This is a genomic window from Mycolicibacter acidiphilus, from assembly GCF_018455725.1.
GTDB classification, from domain to species: Bacteria; Actinomycetota; Actinomycetes; order Mycobacteriales; family Mycobacteriaceae; genus Mycobacterium; species Mycobacterium acidiphilum.
The window spans coordinates 110,328-125,694 of record NZ_JAHCLR010000004.1; the positions used below are offsets into that span (position 1 = coordinate 110,328).

Annotated in this window: 12 protein-coding genes; 2 read left to right on the forward strand and 10 right to left on the reverse strand. The window is 70.1% G+C overall.

The window, feature by feature from the left end:
* Positions 1–71: 71 nt before the first annotated feature.
* Complete coding sequence (locus KIH27_RS03710; protein ID WP_214091573.1) at positions 72–2,300, forward strand: hypothetical protein; 2,229 nt, start codon at positions 72–74, stop codon at positions 2,298–2,300.
* Positions 2,301–2,306: 6 nt separating this feature from the next.
* Here the strand turns inward: KIH27_RS03710 and KIH27_RS03715 are convergent, their stop codons facing one another.
* From KIH27_RS03715 to KIH27_RS03760, 10 genes are all read right to left on the reverse strand, one after another.
* Positions 2,307–4,511 (reverse strand): substrate-binding domain-containing protein, encoded by a 2,205-nt coding sequence (locus tag KIH27_RS03715; protein ID WP_214091574.1) that lies wholly within the window; start codon positions 4,509–4,511, stop codon positions 2,307–2,309.
* 75 nt (positions 4,512–4,586) lie between these two features.
* On the reverse strand, positions 4,587–6,776 hold the full coding sequence (locus KIH27_RS03720) for a malate synthase G (RefSeq protein ID WP_214091575.1): 2,190 nt from the start codon (positions 6,774–6,776) through the stop codon (positions 4,587–4,589).
* Entirely contained in the window at positions 6,769–7,695 is a 927-nt protein-coding gene (locus KIH27_RS03725; protein ID WP_372451293.1) for a 3-methyladenine DNA glycosylase, read from the reverse strand. The genes KIH27_RS03720 and KIH27_RS03725 overlap by 8 nt, the downstream gene beginning before the upstream one ends.
* Positions 7,679–8,734 carry a hemolysin family protein gene (locus KIH27_RS03730; RefSeq protein WP_214091576.1) on the reverse strand — a complete coding sequence of 352 codons (1,056 nt, stop codon included), beginning with the start codon at positions 8,732–8,734 and terminating at the stop codon, positions 7,679–7,681. The genes KIH27_RS03725 and KIH27_RS03730 overlap by 17 nt, the downstream gene beginning before the upstream one ends.
* The gene (locus KIH27_RS03735) at positions 8,727–10,073 is read right to left on the reverse strand and encodes a hemolysin family protein (protein ID WP_214091577.1); all 1,347 of its coding nucleotides are present in this window, start codon (positions 10,071–10,073) and stop codon (positions 8,727–8,729) included. Before KIH27_RS03735 ends, KIH27_RS03730 begins: the two co-directional genes overlap by 8 nt.
* A 25-nt stretch (positions 10,074–10,098) precedes the next feature.
* Positions 10,099–11,535 carry a GuaB1 family IMP dehydrogenase-related protein gene (locus tag KIH27_RS03740; RefSeq protein WP_214091578.1) on the reverse strand — a complete coding sequence of 479 codons (1,437 nt, stop codon included), beginning with the start codon at positions 11,533–11,535 and terminating at the stop codon, positions 10,099–10,101.
* An 18-nt stretch (positions 11,536–11,553) separates the two neighbouring features.
* On the reverse strand, positions 11,554–13,002 hold the full coding sequence (gene gnd / locus KIH27_RS03745; RefSeq protein WP_214091579.1) for an NADP-dependent phosphogluconate dehydrogenase: 1,449 nt from the start codon (positions 13,000–13,002) through the stop codon (positions 11,554–11,556).
* A 36-nt stretch (positions 13,003–13,038) separates the two neighbouring features.
* Positions 13,039–13,977, reverse strand: a complete 939-nt coding sequence (locus KIH27_RS03750; protein WP_214091580.1) for a M56 family metallopeptidase — start codon at positions 13,975–13,977, stop codon at positions 13,039–13,041.
* A gap of 14 nt (positions 13,978–13,991) precedes the next feature.
* Positions 13,992–14,408 carry a BlaI/MecI/CopY family transcriptional regulator gene (locus KIH27_RS03755; RefSeq protein ID WP_214091581.1) on the reverse strand — a complete coding sequence of 139 codons (417 nt, stop codon included), beginning with the start codon at positions 14,406–14,408 and terminating at the stop codon, positions 13,992–13,994.
* A 34-nt stretch (positions 14,409–14,442) separates the two neighbouring features.
* Complete coding sequence (locus tag KIH27_RS03760) at positions 14,443–14,898, reverse strand: hypothetical protein (RefSeq protein ID WP_214091582.1); 456 nt, start codon at positions 14,896–14,898, stop codon at positions 14,443–14,445.
* A gap of 45 nt (positions 14,899–14,943) precedes the next feature.
* Between KIH27_RS03760 and KIH27_RS03765 the strand changes: the two genes are divergently transcribed.
* Complete coding sequence (locus KIH27_RS03765; protein WP_214091583.1) at positions 14,944–15,363, forward strand: PaaI family thioesterase; 420 nt, start codon at positions 14,944–14,946, stop codon at positions 15,361–15,363.
* Positions 15,364–15,367: the final 4 nt, after the last annotated feature.

Below are 15,367 nucleotides of genomic sequence, written 5' to 3' on the forward strand. Positions count from 1 at the left end.
ACGGCCCGTGTCCGAGGGTTACTCTCAGCTTGCGTGAGATGCACATCACATTCTGACTTCAGGGAGGGATCATGCGGCAAACACTTCAGCCCTACATCACCACCGGCATCGCCGTCACCGGCGCCGTGCTGGTCGCCGTCACCCCGATCAGCCTGCCGCCGACCGCCGCCGGGCAGCTGCCCGCAGCCCAATCGGCAGCGGTGCGGCTGACCGACGCGTGGTCGGACCTGTTCACCCACACCACCGCAAACCTGACCAACATCAGCGACAACGCCGACATGACCGCGATCACGAAGGTGTTCGGCGAGCTCTTCACCAACCCGCTCGGCGTGTTCAAGGCGCTCACCGACATCACCCCGACCGTCAGCACCGACCTCACGCCGCTGCCCGCAACCGTCACGGTGCAACTGCCGCCGGCGCTGGAACTGCTGATCGCCAACCTCGGGTCACAGGTGGTCACCGCGAACGCGCTGCACAGCGTGCTCGGCGACCTCGGCAACCCGGCCACCGCCGGCACCGCGTTGCTGGAGGGGCCGGCGACCGTTATGGACGCCTACCTCAACGGCGCGCAGAACGTCAGCCTGCTCGGCGGCATCATCAACGTCCCGGTGCTCAACGGGATCCTCGCGCCGGAGTCGAACCTCACCGTCGATCTCAACCTGACCAAGCTGCTCGACCTGCTCGGGCTGAACAACCTGACGAACCTGAACCTGAGCGGACTGCTGGATCAACTCAACCTGGGGAACATCACGCTGGGCAGCCTGCTCAGCGACCTGGGGATCAGCGGCGACGGGCTGGGTGACCTGCTGAAGGCTGGCACCGGCATCACCAGCCTCGGTGGGCTGCTGAACCTGCTCGGCCTCGACAATCTCGGGTCCGGAAACGCGATCACCCTGGGTCTGACCAACATCCTGCACGGCTTGGGCCTCGACACGAACGTCGACCTGAACAACCTGCCGCTCAGCAGCGTGCTGAGCGCGTTCGGCATCGATCCGAGCAAGCTGCTGTCCCCGGCCAGCCTGCTGGGACTGGTGGGGCTGGACCCGTCGAATACGGTGTCGCCGACCATGCTCAACAGCCTGCTCGGCTCACTGGGGCTCGACCCAACCGGCGGTGTGTCAGGCGGGGTGGTGAACAGTCTGTTGAGCTCGCTGGGACTGGACCCGACGAGCGCGATCTCGACGAGTACGGTGACCAACCTGCTGACCTCCCTGGGCCTGGATTCCAACAGCACGCTGACGCCGAGCGTGATCAACAGCCTGCTGGGCGCGCTGGGTCTCGACCCCAGTACGGCGCTGTCGACGTCGGTGCTCAACGGGTTGCTCACTTCGCTGGGGCTGGACCCGACGAACACGGTGTCGGCCGACTCGCTGCTCAGCCTGCTCGGACTGGGGACAGGTGACGCGCTACCCGGCGGCGGCAGCGTGGTCAGCTTGTTGACCTCGGCTTTGGAAGGCGTACTCAAGGCCTTCGGTGTACCGCTGAACGCCGTGGTGACGACTGCGCTCAATACCCTTGTCGCCGCCGTCAGCACCCTGCTGCCCAGCACCGCGCCGAGCATCGGCGGCCTACTGGACGGCCTGTTCAACGCACTGGGTATCACCCCGCACAATCTGGGGCTCGGCAACCTGCTCGGTGACCTCGGACTCAACACGAACGGACTGACGATCGGCAGCCTGCTGAATGATCTCGGACTCTCCGGTACCGGCACGACGATCGGTGACCTGCTCGGGCATCTGGGACTGAACGGCAGTGGTTTGACCGTCGGCGATCTACTCAACGACCTGGGCTCGACGCCCGGCGGATTGACCATCGGCGGACTGCTCGGTGACCTCGGTCTGAACGGCAACAGCCTGACGGTCGGCGGTCTGCTGGGTGACCTGGGCTTGTCCGGTAAGGACCTGTCTCTGGGCGGTCTGCTCGGTGATCTGGGCATCGCTCCGGGCCAGAACCTGAGCGTCGGGGGGGTGCTGGAGGCACTGGGCTTCGCGCCGTCGACCGGTGATCTGACGCTGGGTGGCCTGCTCAACGATCTGGGCAACCCGTTCGGCAGCCTGGGCATCACCGGCCTGCTGAACGGGCTGAACCTGGGTGATCTCGTCAACGATCTGGGCCTGTCGAAGCTGCCGCTGGACCTGTCCGGCCTGGTCGGGGATCTCAGCAACCTGAACCTGGGCGACCTGCTCAAGGACCTGCTGCCGAACCTCGACCTGGCGCACGTCAGCGTCGGCTCGTTCGGCGGTGCGCTCACGGAGTTGGTGGACACCGTCCCGCAGCAGATCGTCAACGCGCTGAGTTGATTCCGCTCAGCTCAGCAGCGTGGTCAGCGCCGAAGCCAGGTCGGGGGAGTTGGCACTCGTCAGGTTCTGGTAGGCGCCGCCGGACAACTGCGCCACCGACTGCCAGGTGGCCCGGTCCGGGTCACTGCCGAAGTCGATGACGTTGACGGCGATCGGGCGCTGCGGGTCGAACGCGCCGCGGATGTAATCCTGCAGTCCCGGGCCGTCCAGGGTGCGGTCGGTGTGCGGGCCGGCGGTGATCACCAGGATCGAATTGTTCTGGCCCTCACGGTATTCGGCCAGTGCCTGGGTGTAGAGCATGCGCAGGGTGGTGAACGACACCGCACCGCCGGACACCGAGCTCAGGTCGTCCAACTTGCCGGTCAGCGTCTTGGAGCGGGGCTCGCCGTTGACCTGGTCGTCCAGCGGGCCGGACGACACCACACTGCGGCCCTCGGTGCCGTCGAACGTCCACAGGCCGACCGCGGACGTCGGCGGCAGCGCCGCGATCCGATGGTCCAGAGCGGCGATCACATGCGCCAGCCGGCTCTTGCCGCCCTCGGTGGTGGTCATGGACTGGTCGAGCATGATCGTCACGGCCGAACTGCCGCCCAGCGTGGTCAGCGCATTGGCCAGCGTCGCCCGCACGGCGTCATCACCGACCGCCAGCGTCGACGACACTGGCGGGAAGCCGGTGACGTCACTGTTCGGCGGCTTGACGCCCTCCACCCGGAACCCGGCCTTGGCCAGCTCGGCCAGCTGGTCGGGCTTGCGAGCGAACCGGGCGAATTCGCTGGCGGCGCTGACCTGCTCCTGCGACAGCCAGGAACCGGCGAGCAGCACGGTCGGATAGTCGGCGACCGGAACCGGCCCCGGCGGCAGCCAGGAGCCCAGGGCGCCGGCCGGGTCGGACAGCGACTCGCCCCGGGTGAACAGCTGCTGCTCGGTGGTGACCACCGCGTGCACCGGGTTCTCCGCCGGATTGCCCGTTCGCAGCAGCACGTTCAGTGCCTCGGCCAGCGAACTGTCCACCAGTTTCGGCTGCGCGCCGGCGAGCTTGTGCACGGCGCCGGCGCCGTCGGTGACGGGTGCGCCCTTCGGTGCGGACGCCGCCGCCACCGCCTCACCGGCCAGGAACGCCGCGTCGCCGTTGCCGTCGATCGGCAGCGCCAGGCGCAACGGCCCCCAGCCGGGCAGGCCCAGCGGGCCGAGCGCGTCGGGGTCGGTCTGCAGGTCCGGCAGCGTCCCCCAATTCTGCTTCTGCAGAGCCGTTTTGAGCTCCGGTCGGATCGCCAGCAGGACCGGGGAGGTGACCAGCGACCGGCTGTCGCTGACAGTCTCCTGACCGGCGACGGACTGCAGGCGGGCCACCGAGATCGAACTGCCGGGGATCCACAGCGCCGGCCGCTCACCGAGTTGCGCGGGCCAGTCGCCGATGAAACCGCCGACGACCGCATCGGAGTCGACGGGTTTGACCTGCACCGACACGCAGCGATCGCCCACCGGCTTGGCGGACTTGTTGAACCGCTCGGCCAGTCCCTGCACGTGATCGGAGATCGACGGGTCGGCGACGACGGCGACGGTCAAGCCACCTTCGGCGCAGTTGCCCGCGGCGTCGGCGGACCGGTGCGACAGCGAATGGCCGAAGAAGCGCCACAGGATCACGGTCCCGACCACGGCGATCACCGTGACCAGCGCGGCGATCACCCCGACGCTGACACCGCGCCGGCCGTCGACGCTGCGGTGCCGGCGCCACAGGTTCAGGTCGCGGTGGTCGCCGCGGGGTTCATCCGGCTGCTCCGCATCGGTGTCGAACCCACCGATCGCACCGAACGGGCCGGTGCGATACCGCGATTCGTCGTTGTCGTGCCCACTGCGACGGATGTACTGGGCGGGATCGGCGGCCCAGCGACCGCTGTCGGTGCGGTCACGCGGCCTGCGGTCACCCGGCCCGCGGTCGGCGTACCCGTCGTCGGCCCCCTGGTCGAGGTAGCCGTCGTCGCCGTAGTCATCGTCGGCATACCCGCCGTCGGCGTAGCCGTCCCGGCCGTCGTAGCCATCGCCGTCGAACCGCTCGTCGGCGTAGTCGTCGTGCTCGAAACGGCCGGGGTAGCCGCCATCCCGGTAGCCGTGCTGGTCGGCGTAGCCATCGTCGAAGCGGCCCGAAGTCGGCTCCGGGCCGGCGTCGAACGACTCGTCGTCGTCCGGACCGGGAAAGCTGTGCCTACCCAAGAGTGCGTCCTCTCCGCTTGGTCAGCTGTCCGGCTACGGCGATCTTGAAACGACGATCTTCGAACCAATCGGAGTCTAGAGGCCGGCCCGGGCCTTGAACTCACGACGACGCCGGTGCAGGATCGGCTCGGTGTAACCGTTGGGCTGCGTCGTCCCGGACAGGATCAGCTCCTGCGCCGCGGCGAACGCGATGCTGCCGTCGAAATCCGGTGCCATCGGCAGGTATTCGGCGTCGTCGGCGTTCTGCCGGTCGACCACCGGGGCCATCCGCTCCAGGCTGGACCGCACATCGTCCTCGGTGATCACACCGTGCCGCAACCAGTTTGCCAGCAGCTGGCTCGAGATGCGCAGCGTCGCACGGTCTTCCATCAGCGCGATGTCGTGGATGTCGGGCACCTTCGAGCAGCCGACGCCCTGGTCCACCCAGCGCACCACGTAGCCCAGAATCGACTGGCAGTTGTTGTCGACCTCTTCGCGGATCTCGTCCGATGCCCAGGCCAGGCCCTCCGACAGCGGGATGGTCAGCAGCTGGTCGAGTGACGCGCGCTTCTTACCGGCCAGTTCGGACTGCACCGCGAACACATCGACCAGGTGGTAGTGCATCGCGTGCAGGGTCGCCGCGGTGGGCGAGGGCACCCAGGCGGTGCTCGCGCCGGCGCGCGGCTGGCCGATCTTCTGGGTGACCATGTCGGCCATCAGATCGGTCATCGCCCACATGCCCTTGCCGATCTGCGCGTGCCCGGTCAGCCCGGTCGCCAGTCCGACGTCGACGTTGTTGTCCTCGTAGGCCAGAATCCACGGCTGGCTCTTCATGGTGCCCTTGCGCACCATCGGCCCGGCCTCCATCGAGGTGTGGATCTCGTCGCCGGTGCGGTCCAGGAAGCCGGTGTTGATGAACACCACCCGGTCGGATGCGGCCTTGATGCACGCCTTGAGGTTGACGGTGGTGCGGCGCTCCTCGTCCATGATGCCGACCTTGAGGGTGGCCGCCGGCAGACCCAGCACCTCCTCGACCCGACCGAACAGCTCCGCGGTGAACGCCACCTCGTCGGGGCCGTGCATCTTGGGCTTGACGATGTAGATCGACCCGGTGCGGCTGTTGAGCAGCGGCCCGTTGCCGTCGCCGCCATTGAGGCCGTGCATGCCGATCAGCCCGGTGAACAGCGCGTCCTGAATGCCCTCGGGCACCTCGGTACCGTCGGCGAAGACAATGGCGTCGTTGGTCATCAGGTGACCGACGTTGCGGACGAACATCAGGCTGCGGCCGGGCAGCACGACGGTGCCCGCACCGTCGGGGGAGGTGAACTCGCGGTCCGCGTGCAGCGTCCGGGTGAAGCTCTTGCCGCCCTTGCTGACCTCCTCGGCGAGGTCGCCGCGGTTCAGGCCCAGCCAGTTGCGGTAACCCAGCACCTTGTCGTCGGCGTCGACGGCGGTCACCGAGTCCTCGAAGTCCATGATCGTGGTGACCGCCGACTCCAGCACCACGTCCTTGATCCCGGCGGCGTCGGTCGCGCCGATCGGCGACTCCGGGTCGATCAGGATCTCGGCGTGCAGCCCGTGGTGCACCAGCAGCACCGACGCCGGCGACTCGGCGGCACCGGTGTAGCCGACGAACTCCGCAGGCGACGCGACCGAGGTCTCCAGCCCGTCGGCCAGAGTGATGACCAGTGCACCGTCGCGCACCGCGAAACCGGTGACCTCGGTCCAGGAACCGTTGGCCAGCGGCAGTCCGTCGTCGAGGAACTTGCGGGCGTAAGCGATCACCTTGTCGCCGCGGATCTTGTTGTACCCGGAACCCTTTTCGGCGCCGTCCTCTTCGGAGATGACGTCGGTGCCGTACAGCGCGTCGTACAGCGACCCCCACCGGGCGTTGGCGGCGTTGAGCGCGAACCGGGCGTTGAGCACCGGGACGACCAGCTGCGGACCGGCCTGCCGGGCGATCTCGTCGTCGACGTTGGCGGTGGTGACTGCGAAGTCGGCCGGTTCGGGCTGCAGATAGCCGATCTCGGTGAGGAACTCGCGGTAGGCCTCGGCGTCCAGTGGCGCGATCACCCGCTGGCGGTGCCACCGGTCGATCTGCGCCTGCAGGTCGTCACGGCGGTCGAGCAGGTCCCGGTTCTTCGGCGCCAGGTCGGTGACGACCTTGTCCACGCCCGCCCAGAAGCTGTCCGGGTCGACGCCGGTGCCCGGCAATGCCTCGTCGGTCACGAAGTCGTACAGGACCTGAGCGACCTCAAGATTGCCTATTGACACGCGGTTAGTCATCTGTTCCTCCCTCACTGGCAGTGCACCACCTTACCGGCTGAGCGCGGCGTTCCCCGCACGCAACAGTCCCCAACAGCAGGTCACACCGCTCCAGCAATGCTGCCCGCAGCGGAGCGGCGCGGTCGGCGATGACACTCTGGCACCGCACATATTCTGCGCGCCCGGTGGGCGATTCGATGGCGATCGGCGCATAACCGTACCCGGTCAAGTCGTACGGGCTGGCCCGCATGTCCACCTCACGGGCCGCGGCGGCCAACTCCAGGCAGTCCAGCAGCAGGTCGGAGTCGATCAGCGGGCTCAGCTTCAGGCACCACTTGAACAGATCCATGTTGGCGTGCAGGCAGCCGGGCTGCTCCGACGCGACCTGTGTCTCCCGATGCAGCGCGGTCGCATTGCGGGGCGCCGCTGCCGTGGTGAAGAACCGGAACGCATCGAAATGTGTGCAGCGTAACGGGGTTGCCTCCACCACACCGTCGATCTCGGCGCCGCTCAGCCGCAGCGGAACGTGACTGTGCCGGGCGGTGTCACTGCGGTAGACCATCGCCCACTCGTGCAGTCCGAAACAGTTCAGCTGCGCCGGCCGGCCGGCGGTCGCCCGCAGCAGTCCCGCCACGAACTTCACCGTGCCCAGCCGGGTTTTCAGGAAGGCCTCGTCGACCCCGACCCGCCCGTCGGCGACCGTGTACCCGCGACGGTCGCCGTACTCGCGCACCGCCGCGGCGCCGGCGAGCGCCACGCCGAACCCGGGATGCCAGCAGCGCAACTGTCCCGGGCGCAGGCCGTAGTAGCTGAACAGGAACTCCGGCACCGGGTCCCCGGCGGTGATCCGCGTCAGGTGCGGTTCCAGGAAGGCGTCCAGCCGCTGCCGGTAGGCCGCGGACCGGGCCTGCCAGCCGCTCAGCTCAGACACGCTGGGCACCGTCGCGCACCGTGCCCACCACGTCCTCCACCAGGTCCTCCAGGGCGACCAGCGCCACCACCCGGCCATCGGCGACCGCCAGCGCCAGATGGCTGTCGCTGCGCCGCAGCCGGGGCAGCGCGTCGGCCAGCGCCATCGCCGCCGGGATGCGCGGCAGCGGGCGCACCGCGGCGACGTCGACGACCGCATCCGGCCCGGCGCCGCTCTCGCTGAGCGGCAGGACGTCCTTGATGTGCAGGTAGCCGACGAACTCGGCGCCGTCGACCACCGGGAACCGTGAGTAGCCGGTCGCGTCGAGCGCCGCCTCGACCGCACCGAGGGTGGGGCCGAGCCCGGGGGCGGCGGCCGGAACCGCGCTGATGTCGCCGACGGGCACGGCGACGTCGGCCACCGTGCGGGTGCGGATCTGCAGGGTGCGGGTCAGCCGGGTGTACTCCTCGACGTCCAGCAGCCCCGCCGAGACCGATTCGGCGATCATCTCGCTCAATTCCACCGTCGAGACGGTGACCTCCAGTTCGTCCTTGGGCTGCACCCGCAGGGCGCGCACGATGACGTGCGTGCACCAGTTGTAGAACGCGATGAACGGCCGGGCGGCCGCCATGTAGACCAGGTACGGGGGGATCAGCAGCATCGCCGCGGTCTCCGGGCCGGCCAGCGTGATGTTCTTGGGCACCATCTCGCCGAACAGCACATGCAGGGTGACCACCACGGCCAGGGCGACGACGAACGCCGCCGTGTGCAGCAGCGGGTCGGGGACACCCAGCCAGGAGAACGGGTCCTGCAGCAGGTCGGCCACCGCCGGCTCCCCGATCCGGCCGAGCAGGATCGAGCAGACCGTGACCCCGAGCTGAAAGCCGGCCAGCATCAGCGGCAACTGCTCACCGGCCCGGATCACGGTCACCGCGCTGCGCCGGCCCTCCTCGGCCAGCGCCTCCAGCCGGTCGCGACGGGCGGAGATCAGCGAGAACTCCGCGCCGACGAAGAACCCGTTCCCGGCGATCAGCAGCACCGTCAGCACCACGTCGAGCAGATCAGTCATCGCCGGCCTCGACCCGGGTCAGGGACAGCTGATCGATACGACGGCCGTCCATCCGGACCACCCGGGCGCGCCAGCGCGGCGGCTGCGCGGACAGCTCATCGGGCTCGAACGCGGTGAGGTCGACGGTCTCACCGGCCACCGGGATGTGCCCTAGGTGCTGCAGCACCAGCCCGCCGATCGTCTCGTAACCGCCTGCCGGCGCCCGGTAGCCGGTGGCGGCGGCCACCTCGTCGATCCGCAGCAGGCCGGAGACCTGCCAGCCGACGCCGTCGGCCACCACGTCGGGGGTCGCGTCGTCGTGTTCGTCGCGGACATCACCGACGATCTCCTCGATCAGATCCTCCATTGTGAGCATCCCGGCGGTGCCGCCGTACTCGTCGACGACCAGCGCGGCCTGCAGCGGGCCGGAGCGCAGCTGCGCCATCACCGCGTCACCGTCCAGGGTGGACGGCACCAGGGCGGCCGGCCGGGCGATGGCGGTGACCGGGGTGTCGGCCCGGACTGCGGCCGGCACCCCGAAAACCTGCTTGACGTGCACGATCCCGACGGTCGCGTCGAGGTCGCCGTCGATCACCGGGAAGCGGGAGAAACCGGTGTCGATCGCGGTGGCGGCCAGGTCGGCGACGGTGGCGCCGGCCTGCAGGGTGACGATCTTCGACCGCGGGGTCATCAGCTCCGCGGCGGTCAGCGCGCCGAACCGCAGCGAGCCGCCGACCAGCGCCGCGGTGGTCGGGTCCAGGGCGCCGCTGCGCGCCGAGTTGCGCACCAGGGAGGCCAGTTCCCGCGGTGACCGCGCCGAGGCCAGCCGGTCGGTGGGCTCGATGCCCAGCCGGATCAGAATGCGGTTCGCGGCGCCGTTGGTCAGCCGGATCGCGTAGGCGAACATCCGGGAGAACAGCAGCTGCGGCCCGGCGACGGCGCGGGCGATCGGCAGCGGGCGGGCCACGGCCAGGTTCTTCGGCACCAGTTCGCCGAAGACCATTGACAGGGAGGTCGCCATCGCCAGCGCCAGGAACAGGGCGACGCCGTTCGCGGTGCCCTCGGTCAGGCCCAGGGCGCTCAGCGCCGGACGCAGCCACCGGGCCAGCACCGGTTCGGCCAGGTAGCCGGTCGCCAGGGTGGTGATGGAAATGCCCAGCTGCGCGCCGGACAGCTGAAACGACAGGGTGTTGTGGGCGCGCTGGATGTAGACGTCCCGGCGGGCGCCGCGGCGCGCGTTGGCCTCCACGACGCTGCGCTCCAGGGTGGTCAGGGAGAACTCGGCCGCGACGAAGACCGCGGTGCCCAGGGTGAGCACCGCGAACGCCAGCAGGCTGAGGACGGTGACGGCCATGTTCATTGCGGTCTCGCCGGTCTCGTCGATCTCACCAGCCGAACGGCAGCGGGTGGCCCTCGGCGAAACCAGCCGCCGACTGCACCCCGATCACCGCCCGCTCATGCAGTTCGGTCAGGGTGGCCGCGCCGACGTAGGTGCAGGTGCTGCGGACCCCGGAGGTGATGTGGTCCAGCAGGTCCTCGACCCCGCCGCGATCCGGGTGCAACTCCATCCGGGACGTCGAGATGCCCTCCTCGAACAGTGACTTGCGCAGCCGGTCGAACGCGCCGTCGCCCGCGGTGCGTGCGGCCACCGCCCGCTTGGAGGCCATTCCGTAGCTCTCCTTGTACGGCTTGTCGTCGCGGTCGTGCATCAGGTCGCCGGGGGATTCGTAGGTGCCGGCGAACCAGGAGCCGATCATCACGTTCGACGCCCCGGCCACCAGTGCCAGCGCCACGTCGCGGGGGTGGCGCACCCCGCCGTCGGCCCACACCTGGGCGCCGAGTTCACGGGCTGTCGCCGCACACTCCAGTACCGCGGAGAACTGCGGGCGGCCCACGCCGGTCATCATCCGGGTGGTGCACATCGCGCCGGGGCCCACACCGACCTTGACGATGTTCGCCCCGGCCCCGATCAGGTCCCGGGTGCCGTCCGCGGAGACCACGTTGCCGGCGACCAGTGGCACCCCGTGACCGTCGGACGCCACCGCCCGGATCGCCTCCAGCGCCTTGACCTGGTGGCCGTGCGCGGTGTCGATGACCAGCACGTCGACGCCGGCCGCCACCAGCGCCGCCGCCCGGGCCGTCACCTCACCGGTGATCCCGACCGCGGCGCCGATCCGCAACCGGCCGGCGCCGTCGACGGCGGGGCGGTAGATGCCGGCCCGGATCGTCCCGGTGCGGGTCAGCACGCCGGCCAGGGTGCCGTCGGCGGCGGTCAGCACCGCGATGTCGATCGGGGCGTGCTCCAGCAGGTCGAACACCCGGCGCGGGTCGGTGCCGACCGGGGCGGTCACCAGATCCGGCAGCATGACGTTGCGGACCCGGGTGAACCGGTCCACCCCGTCGCAGCACGCCTTCGTCACCAGGCCCACCGGGCGGCCGTCCGCGGTCACCACCGCAGCCCCGTGCGCCCGCTTGGGGATCAGGGCCAGCGCATCGGAGACCGAATCCTCCGGCGACAGCAGCACCGGGGTGTCGGCGATCAGGTCACGGCTTTTGACGAACTCCACCGTCCGGCGCACCGCCTCGATCGGCAGGTCCTGGGGCAGCACCACCAGGCCGCCGCGCCGGGCCACCGTCTCGGCCATCCGCCGGCCCGCCACCGCGGTCATGTTCGCCACCACCACCGGGATGGTGGTGCCGGAGCCGTCGCGGGTGGACAGGTCGACGTCCAGGCGGGAGTCGACGTCGGACCGGTTCGGGACGATGAAGACATCGTCATAGGTCAGGTCGTACGCGGGGCGCTGCCCATCGAGGAATCTCATCGTCTAGGGCATTATCGCCTACGTGGCGATTTCGGTGCGGTTCCCGCTCCACAGCGTGTGGAATTTGCCCGGCGCGTCGACCCGGCCGTAGGTGTGCGCGCCGAAGTAGTCCCGCTGCCCCTGGATCAGCGCCGCCGGCAGCCGCTCGGCGCGCAGCCCGTCGTAGTAGGCCAGCGCCGAGGAGAAGCCGGGGGTGGCGATCCCCAGGGCGACCGCGGTGGTCACCACCCGGCGCCAGCTGTCGATCGCCGACTCCACCGCCGTGCGGAAGTAGGGGGCGGCCAGCAGCGTCGGCAGTTGCGGCTCGGCGTCGAACGCCTCCTTGATCCGGTTGAGGAATTTGGCCCGGATGATGCAGCCGCCGCGCCAGATCGTCGCCAGGTCGCCGGGGCTGACGTCCCAGCCGTATTCGGCGCTGCCGGCCTGGATCTGGTTGAAGCCCTGGGCGTAGGCGACGATCTTCGAGGCGTACAGCGCCTGGCGGACGTCCTCGGTGAACGTGGCGACGTCGGTGGGCCGCGCGCCGAGGGTGCCCGACGCCAGCCCGGCGCCGGCGCGCCGCTGCGGCACCGAGCCCGACAGCGCCCGGGCGAACACCGCCTCGGCGATGCCGGTCACCGGCACCCCCAGGTCCAGGGCGGACTTCACCGTCCAGCGGCCGGTGCCCTTCTGCCCGGCCTCGTCGACGATGACGTCCACCAGCGGCTTGCCGGTCTTGGCGTCCACCTGACGCAGCACCTCGGCGGTGATCTCCACCAGGTAGCTGTCCAGATCCCCGGCGTTCCAGTCGGTGAACACGTCGGCGATGTCGGCCGCCGACAGCCCCAGCGCGTCGCGCAGCAGCTGGTAGGCCTCGCCGATCAGCTGCATGTCGGAGTACTCGATGCCGTTGTGCACCATCTTGACGAAGTGCCCGGAGCCGTCCGGGCCGATGTGCGTGCAGCACGGCACCCCGTCGACGTGCGCGGAGATCTCCTCCAGCAGCGGCCCCAGCGCCACATAGGACGCGGCCGGTCCGCCGGGCATGATCGCCGGCCCGTTCAGCGCGCCCTCCTCACCACCGGAGATGCCGGCGCCGACGAAGTGCAGGCCCCGGTCGGCCATCTCCTTCTCCCGCCGGATGGTGTCGGTGTACAGCGCATTGCCGCCGTCGATGATGATGTCGCCGGGCTCCATCGCATCGGCCAGGTCGTTGATGACTGCGTCGGTGGCGGCGCCGGCCTGCACCATGATCAGCACCCGCCGCGGCTTCTCCAGCGCGGCAAGGAATTCCGGGATCGATTCGGTGCGCACGAAGTTCCCGTCGGAACCGTGCTCGGCGAGCAGGGCGTCGGTCTTGGCGATCGACCGGTTGTGCAGCGCGACGGTGTAGCCGTGCCGGGCGAAGTTACGCGCGATGTTGGATCCCATGACGGCCAGACCGGTCACCCCGATCTGGGCGGTGCCGACAAGTTCCGACGCACTCATACATTCGCCTTTCGGTGGGTGATCGGGGAACCCCGGCTACCGGGCGATCAGTCTGTGCAGTTCGGTCAGCCACGGTACCGCCAGCGCGATCGTCGGAACGGCCAGCACCCCGGCGGCGGTCGTGTACGCCAGTGCGGCCAGCGTCCGGCTGTTCCCCGGGCCGGACAGCCGGCGCACCCGCAGCACCGTGGTGGGACCACCGGCGGCCAAGGCGCCCGCCGGCGCGGCGGTCGACGCACACGTCACCAGGGCGCGGGCCAGGGGAGGGGCGCCGGCCACCCGCACGGCGGCGTCGTCGGCCAGCAGTTCGACCAGCAGGCGGACCGCGTCCAGCGCGCTGGCGCTGCGCACGAACCGGGGGAATGCGGTGTGCACCGCGGTGAACGCCTCCAGCACCAGGTCGTGGCGGGCGCGCAGGTGGGCGCGCTCATGGCTGAGCACCGCGGTCAATTCGGCGTCGCTCAGCGCGGTCAGTGTCCCGGCGCTGAGCACCACCCGACTGCGCACCCCGGGCAGGCAGTAGGCCAGCGGCTGCAGCACCTCCAGGATGCGCAGCCCGGCGGTGCGGCCGACGGCGGTGTCGCGCTCGATGCTGAGCAGGTCGACCAGCATGCGGTGCCGGGCCCGGCGGGCCCGGGTGCTGATCGCCCCGCGCACCGTCGTCACCGCCAGCCGGACACCGACCAGCACGGTCAGCATGAACACGGTGACGTAGAGCAGCCACAGTGGTAGGCCGAGGCGGTTGATGTCGCCGAGCAGCGTCGCCGTCGGCCGACCGTCCGGGCCGGGCATCAGCAGACGGCTGGCGATCGCGATACCGGCGCTGAACGCCGACAGCACTGCGGCGATCGCGACGGCCTGCCACAGCACCAGTGCGGCGCGGGGTGCGTGCAGCGGCCAGTGCGCGCGCGCCAGCAACCCGGGGACCGGGCCGACCAGCAGCAGCGCGACGACGGTGAAGGCCAGCGCGGACACGCTGTCAGTCTCCCTTAGCGAGCGGTCCGACCGCCAGCGGGGACCTCGATCCGATGTTTGGACTCCAGTTCGTCGAGGGCCCGGCGCAGGGCGTCGGCTTCGTCGATCCCGACGCGCTCGACGAAGTGCACCAGTGCGGCCTGCCGGTCACCGGAGTCCGCGGCCTGATCCAGTGCCTCCACCATCAGCCCGGCGACCAGTTCGTCGCGGCCCCGCATCGGGGCGTAGCGGTGCGCCCGGTCGTCGCGGATCTGCGCGACCAGGTTCTTCTTCGCCAGCCGCTGCAGCACGGTCATCACCGTCGTGTACGCCAGATCGCGGTGCATCGCCAGTGCCTCGTGGACCTGGCGCACGGTCTGCGACTCGGGCACGGACCACAGGTGGTCCATCACCGCCCGCTCCAGATCCCCCAAACGCGTCAGCTTCGCCATGTCCTATTCATTCCTCTGGGCAACGTCAGCCAGCCTACCCGTGGTTACTACCGGCCGTCGTACCAGATGCTGTGCGTCTGCTGCCGCGGGCCCGCTCGACAGCCACCGAAACCGTCAGTACCTGCGCGAATACCCGCTGCCCGGCGGTGGTGACGTCGACGGCCCGGCTGCCGGGGCGCCGCCGCACCCAGCCCGCGGTCTCGGCGCGAGCCAGCACCGCGGCACCGAGCGCCCCCGCCAGGTGCGGGCGGTGTTCGGTCCAGTCGACACAGCAGCGCAGCAGCGGCCGGGCCGACGCCGGCCGGTCGGCCAGCGCGCCCAGATCCACCCCGAGTTCGGCGAACACCGGGTCGGCCTGCGGCCCCAGCCGGCAGGTGCCGTCGACGACGAGGGCACCGCGGCGGAGCAGACCGTCGAAGACCGCGACGCCGAGCGCGCCGGCCAGGTGGTCGTAGCAGGTGCGGGCGGCGCACAGTTCCGGGCTGGGCATGACTCCAGTGTGCGTCGGCGGTCGCCGGCGGTGTAAACACAAGGCATGGCCCCCACCGACGGCATCATGCCGGGCTACCGCTCACCCTTCGACGACGAGATCGGCCTGACCTTCACCGAACTGAGCCCCGACGGCGGCCGCGCGCGGCTGGAACTGCAGCCCAAACTGTGGCAGCCGACCGGGATCGTGCACGGTGGGGTGTACTGCTCGATCGTCGAAAGCGTCGCGAGTGTCTCCGCCTACACCTGGCTGAGCGCCAACGGCGGCGGAAACGTGGTGGGCGTCAACAACAACACCGACTTCCTGCGCGCCGTGTCCGCCGGCACCGTGTCCGCGACGTCCACGCCGATCCACCGCGGTCGCCGCCAGCAACTGTGGCTGGTGACGATCACCGACGACGACGAGCGGCTGATCGCCCGCGGTCAGGTGCGGTTGCAGAACCTCGAACCGGTGGATGGGGCTTAGGCTC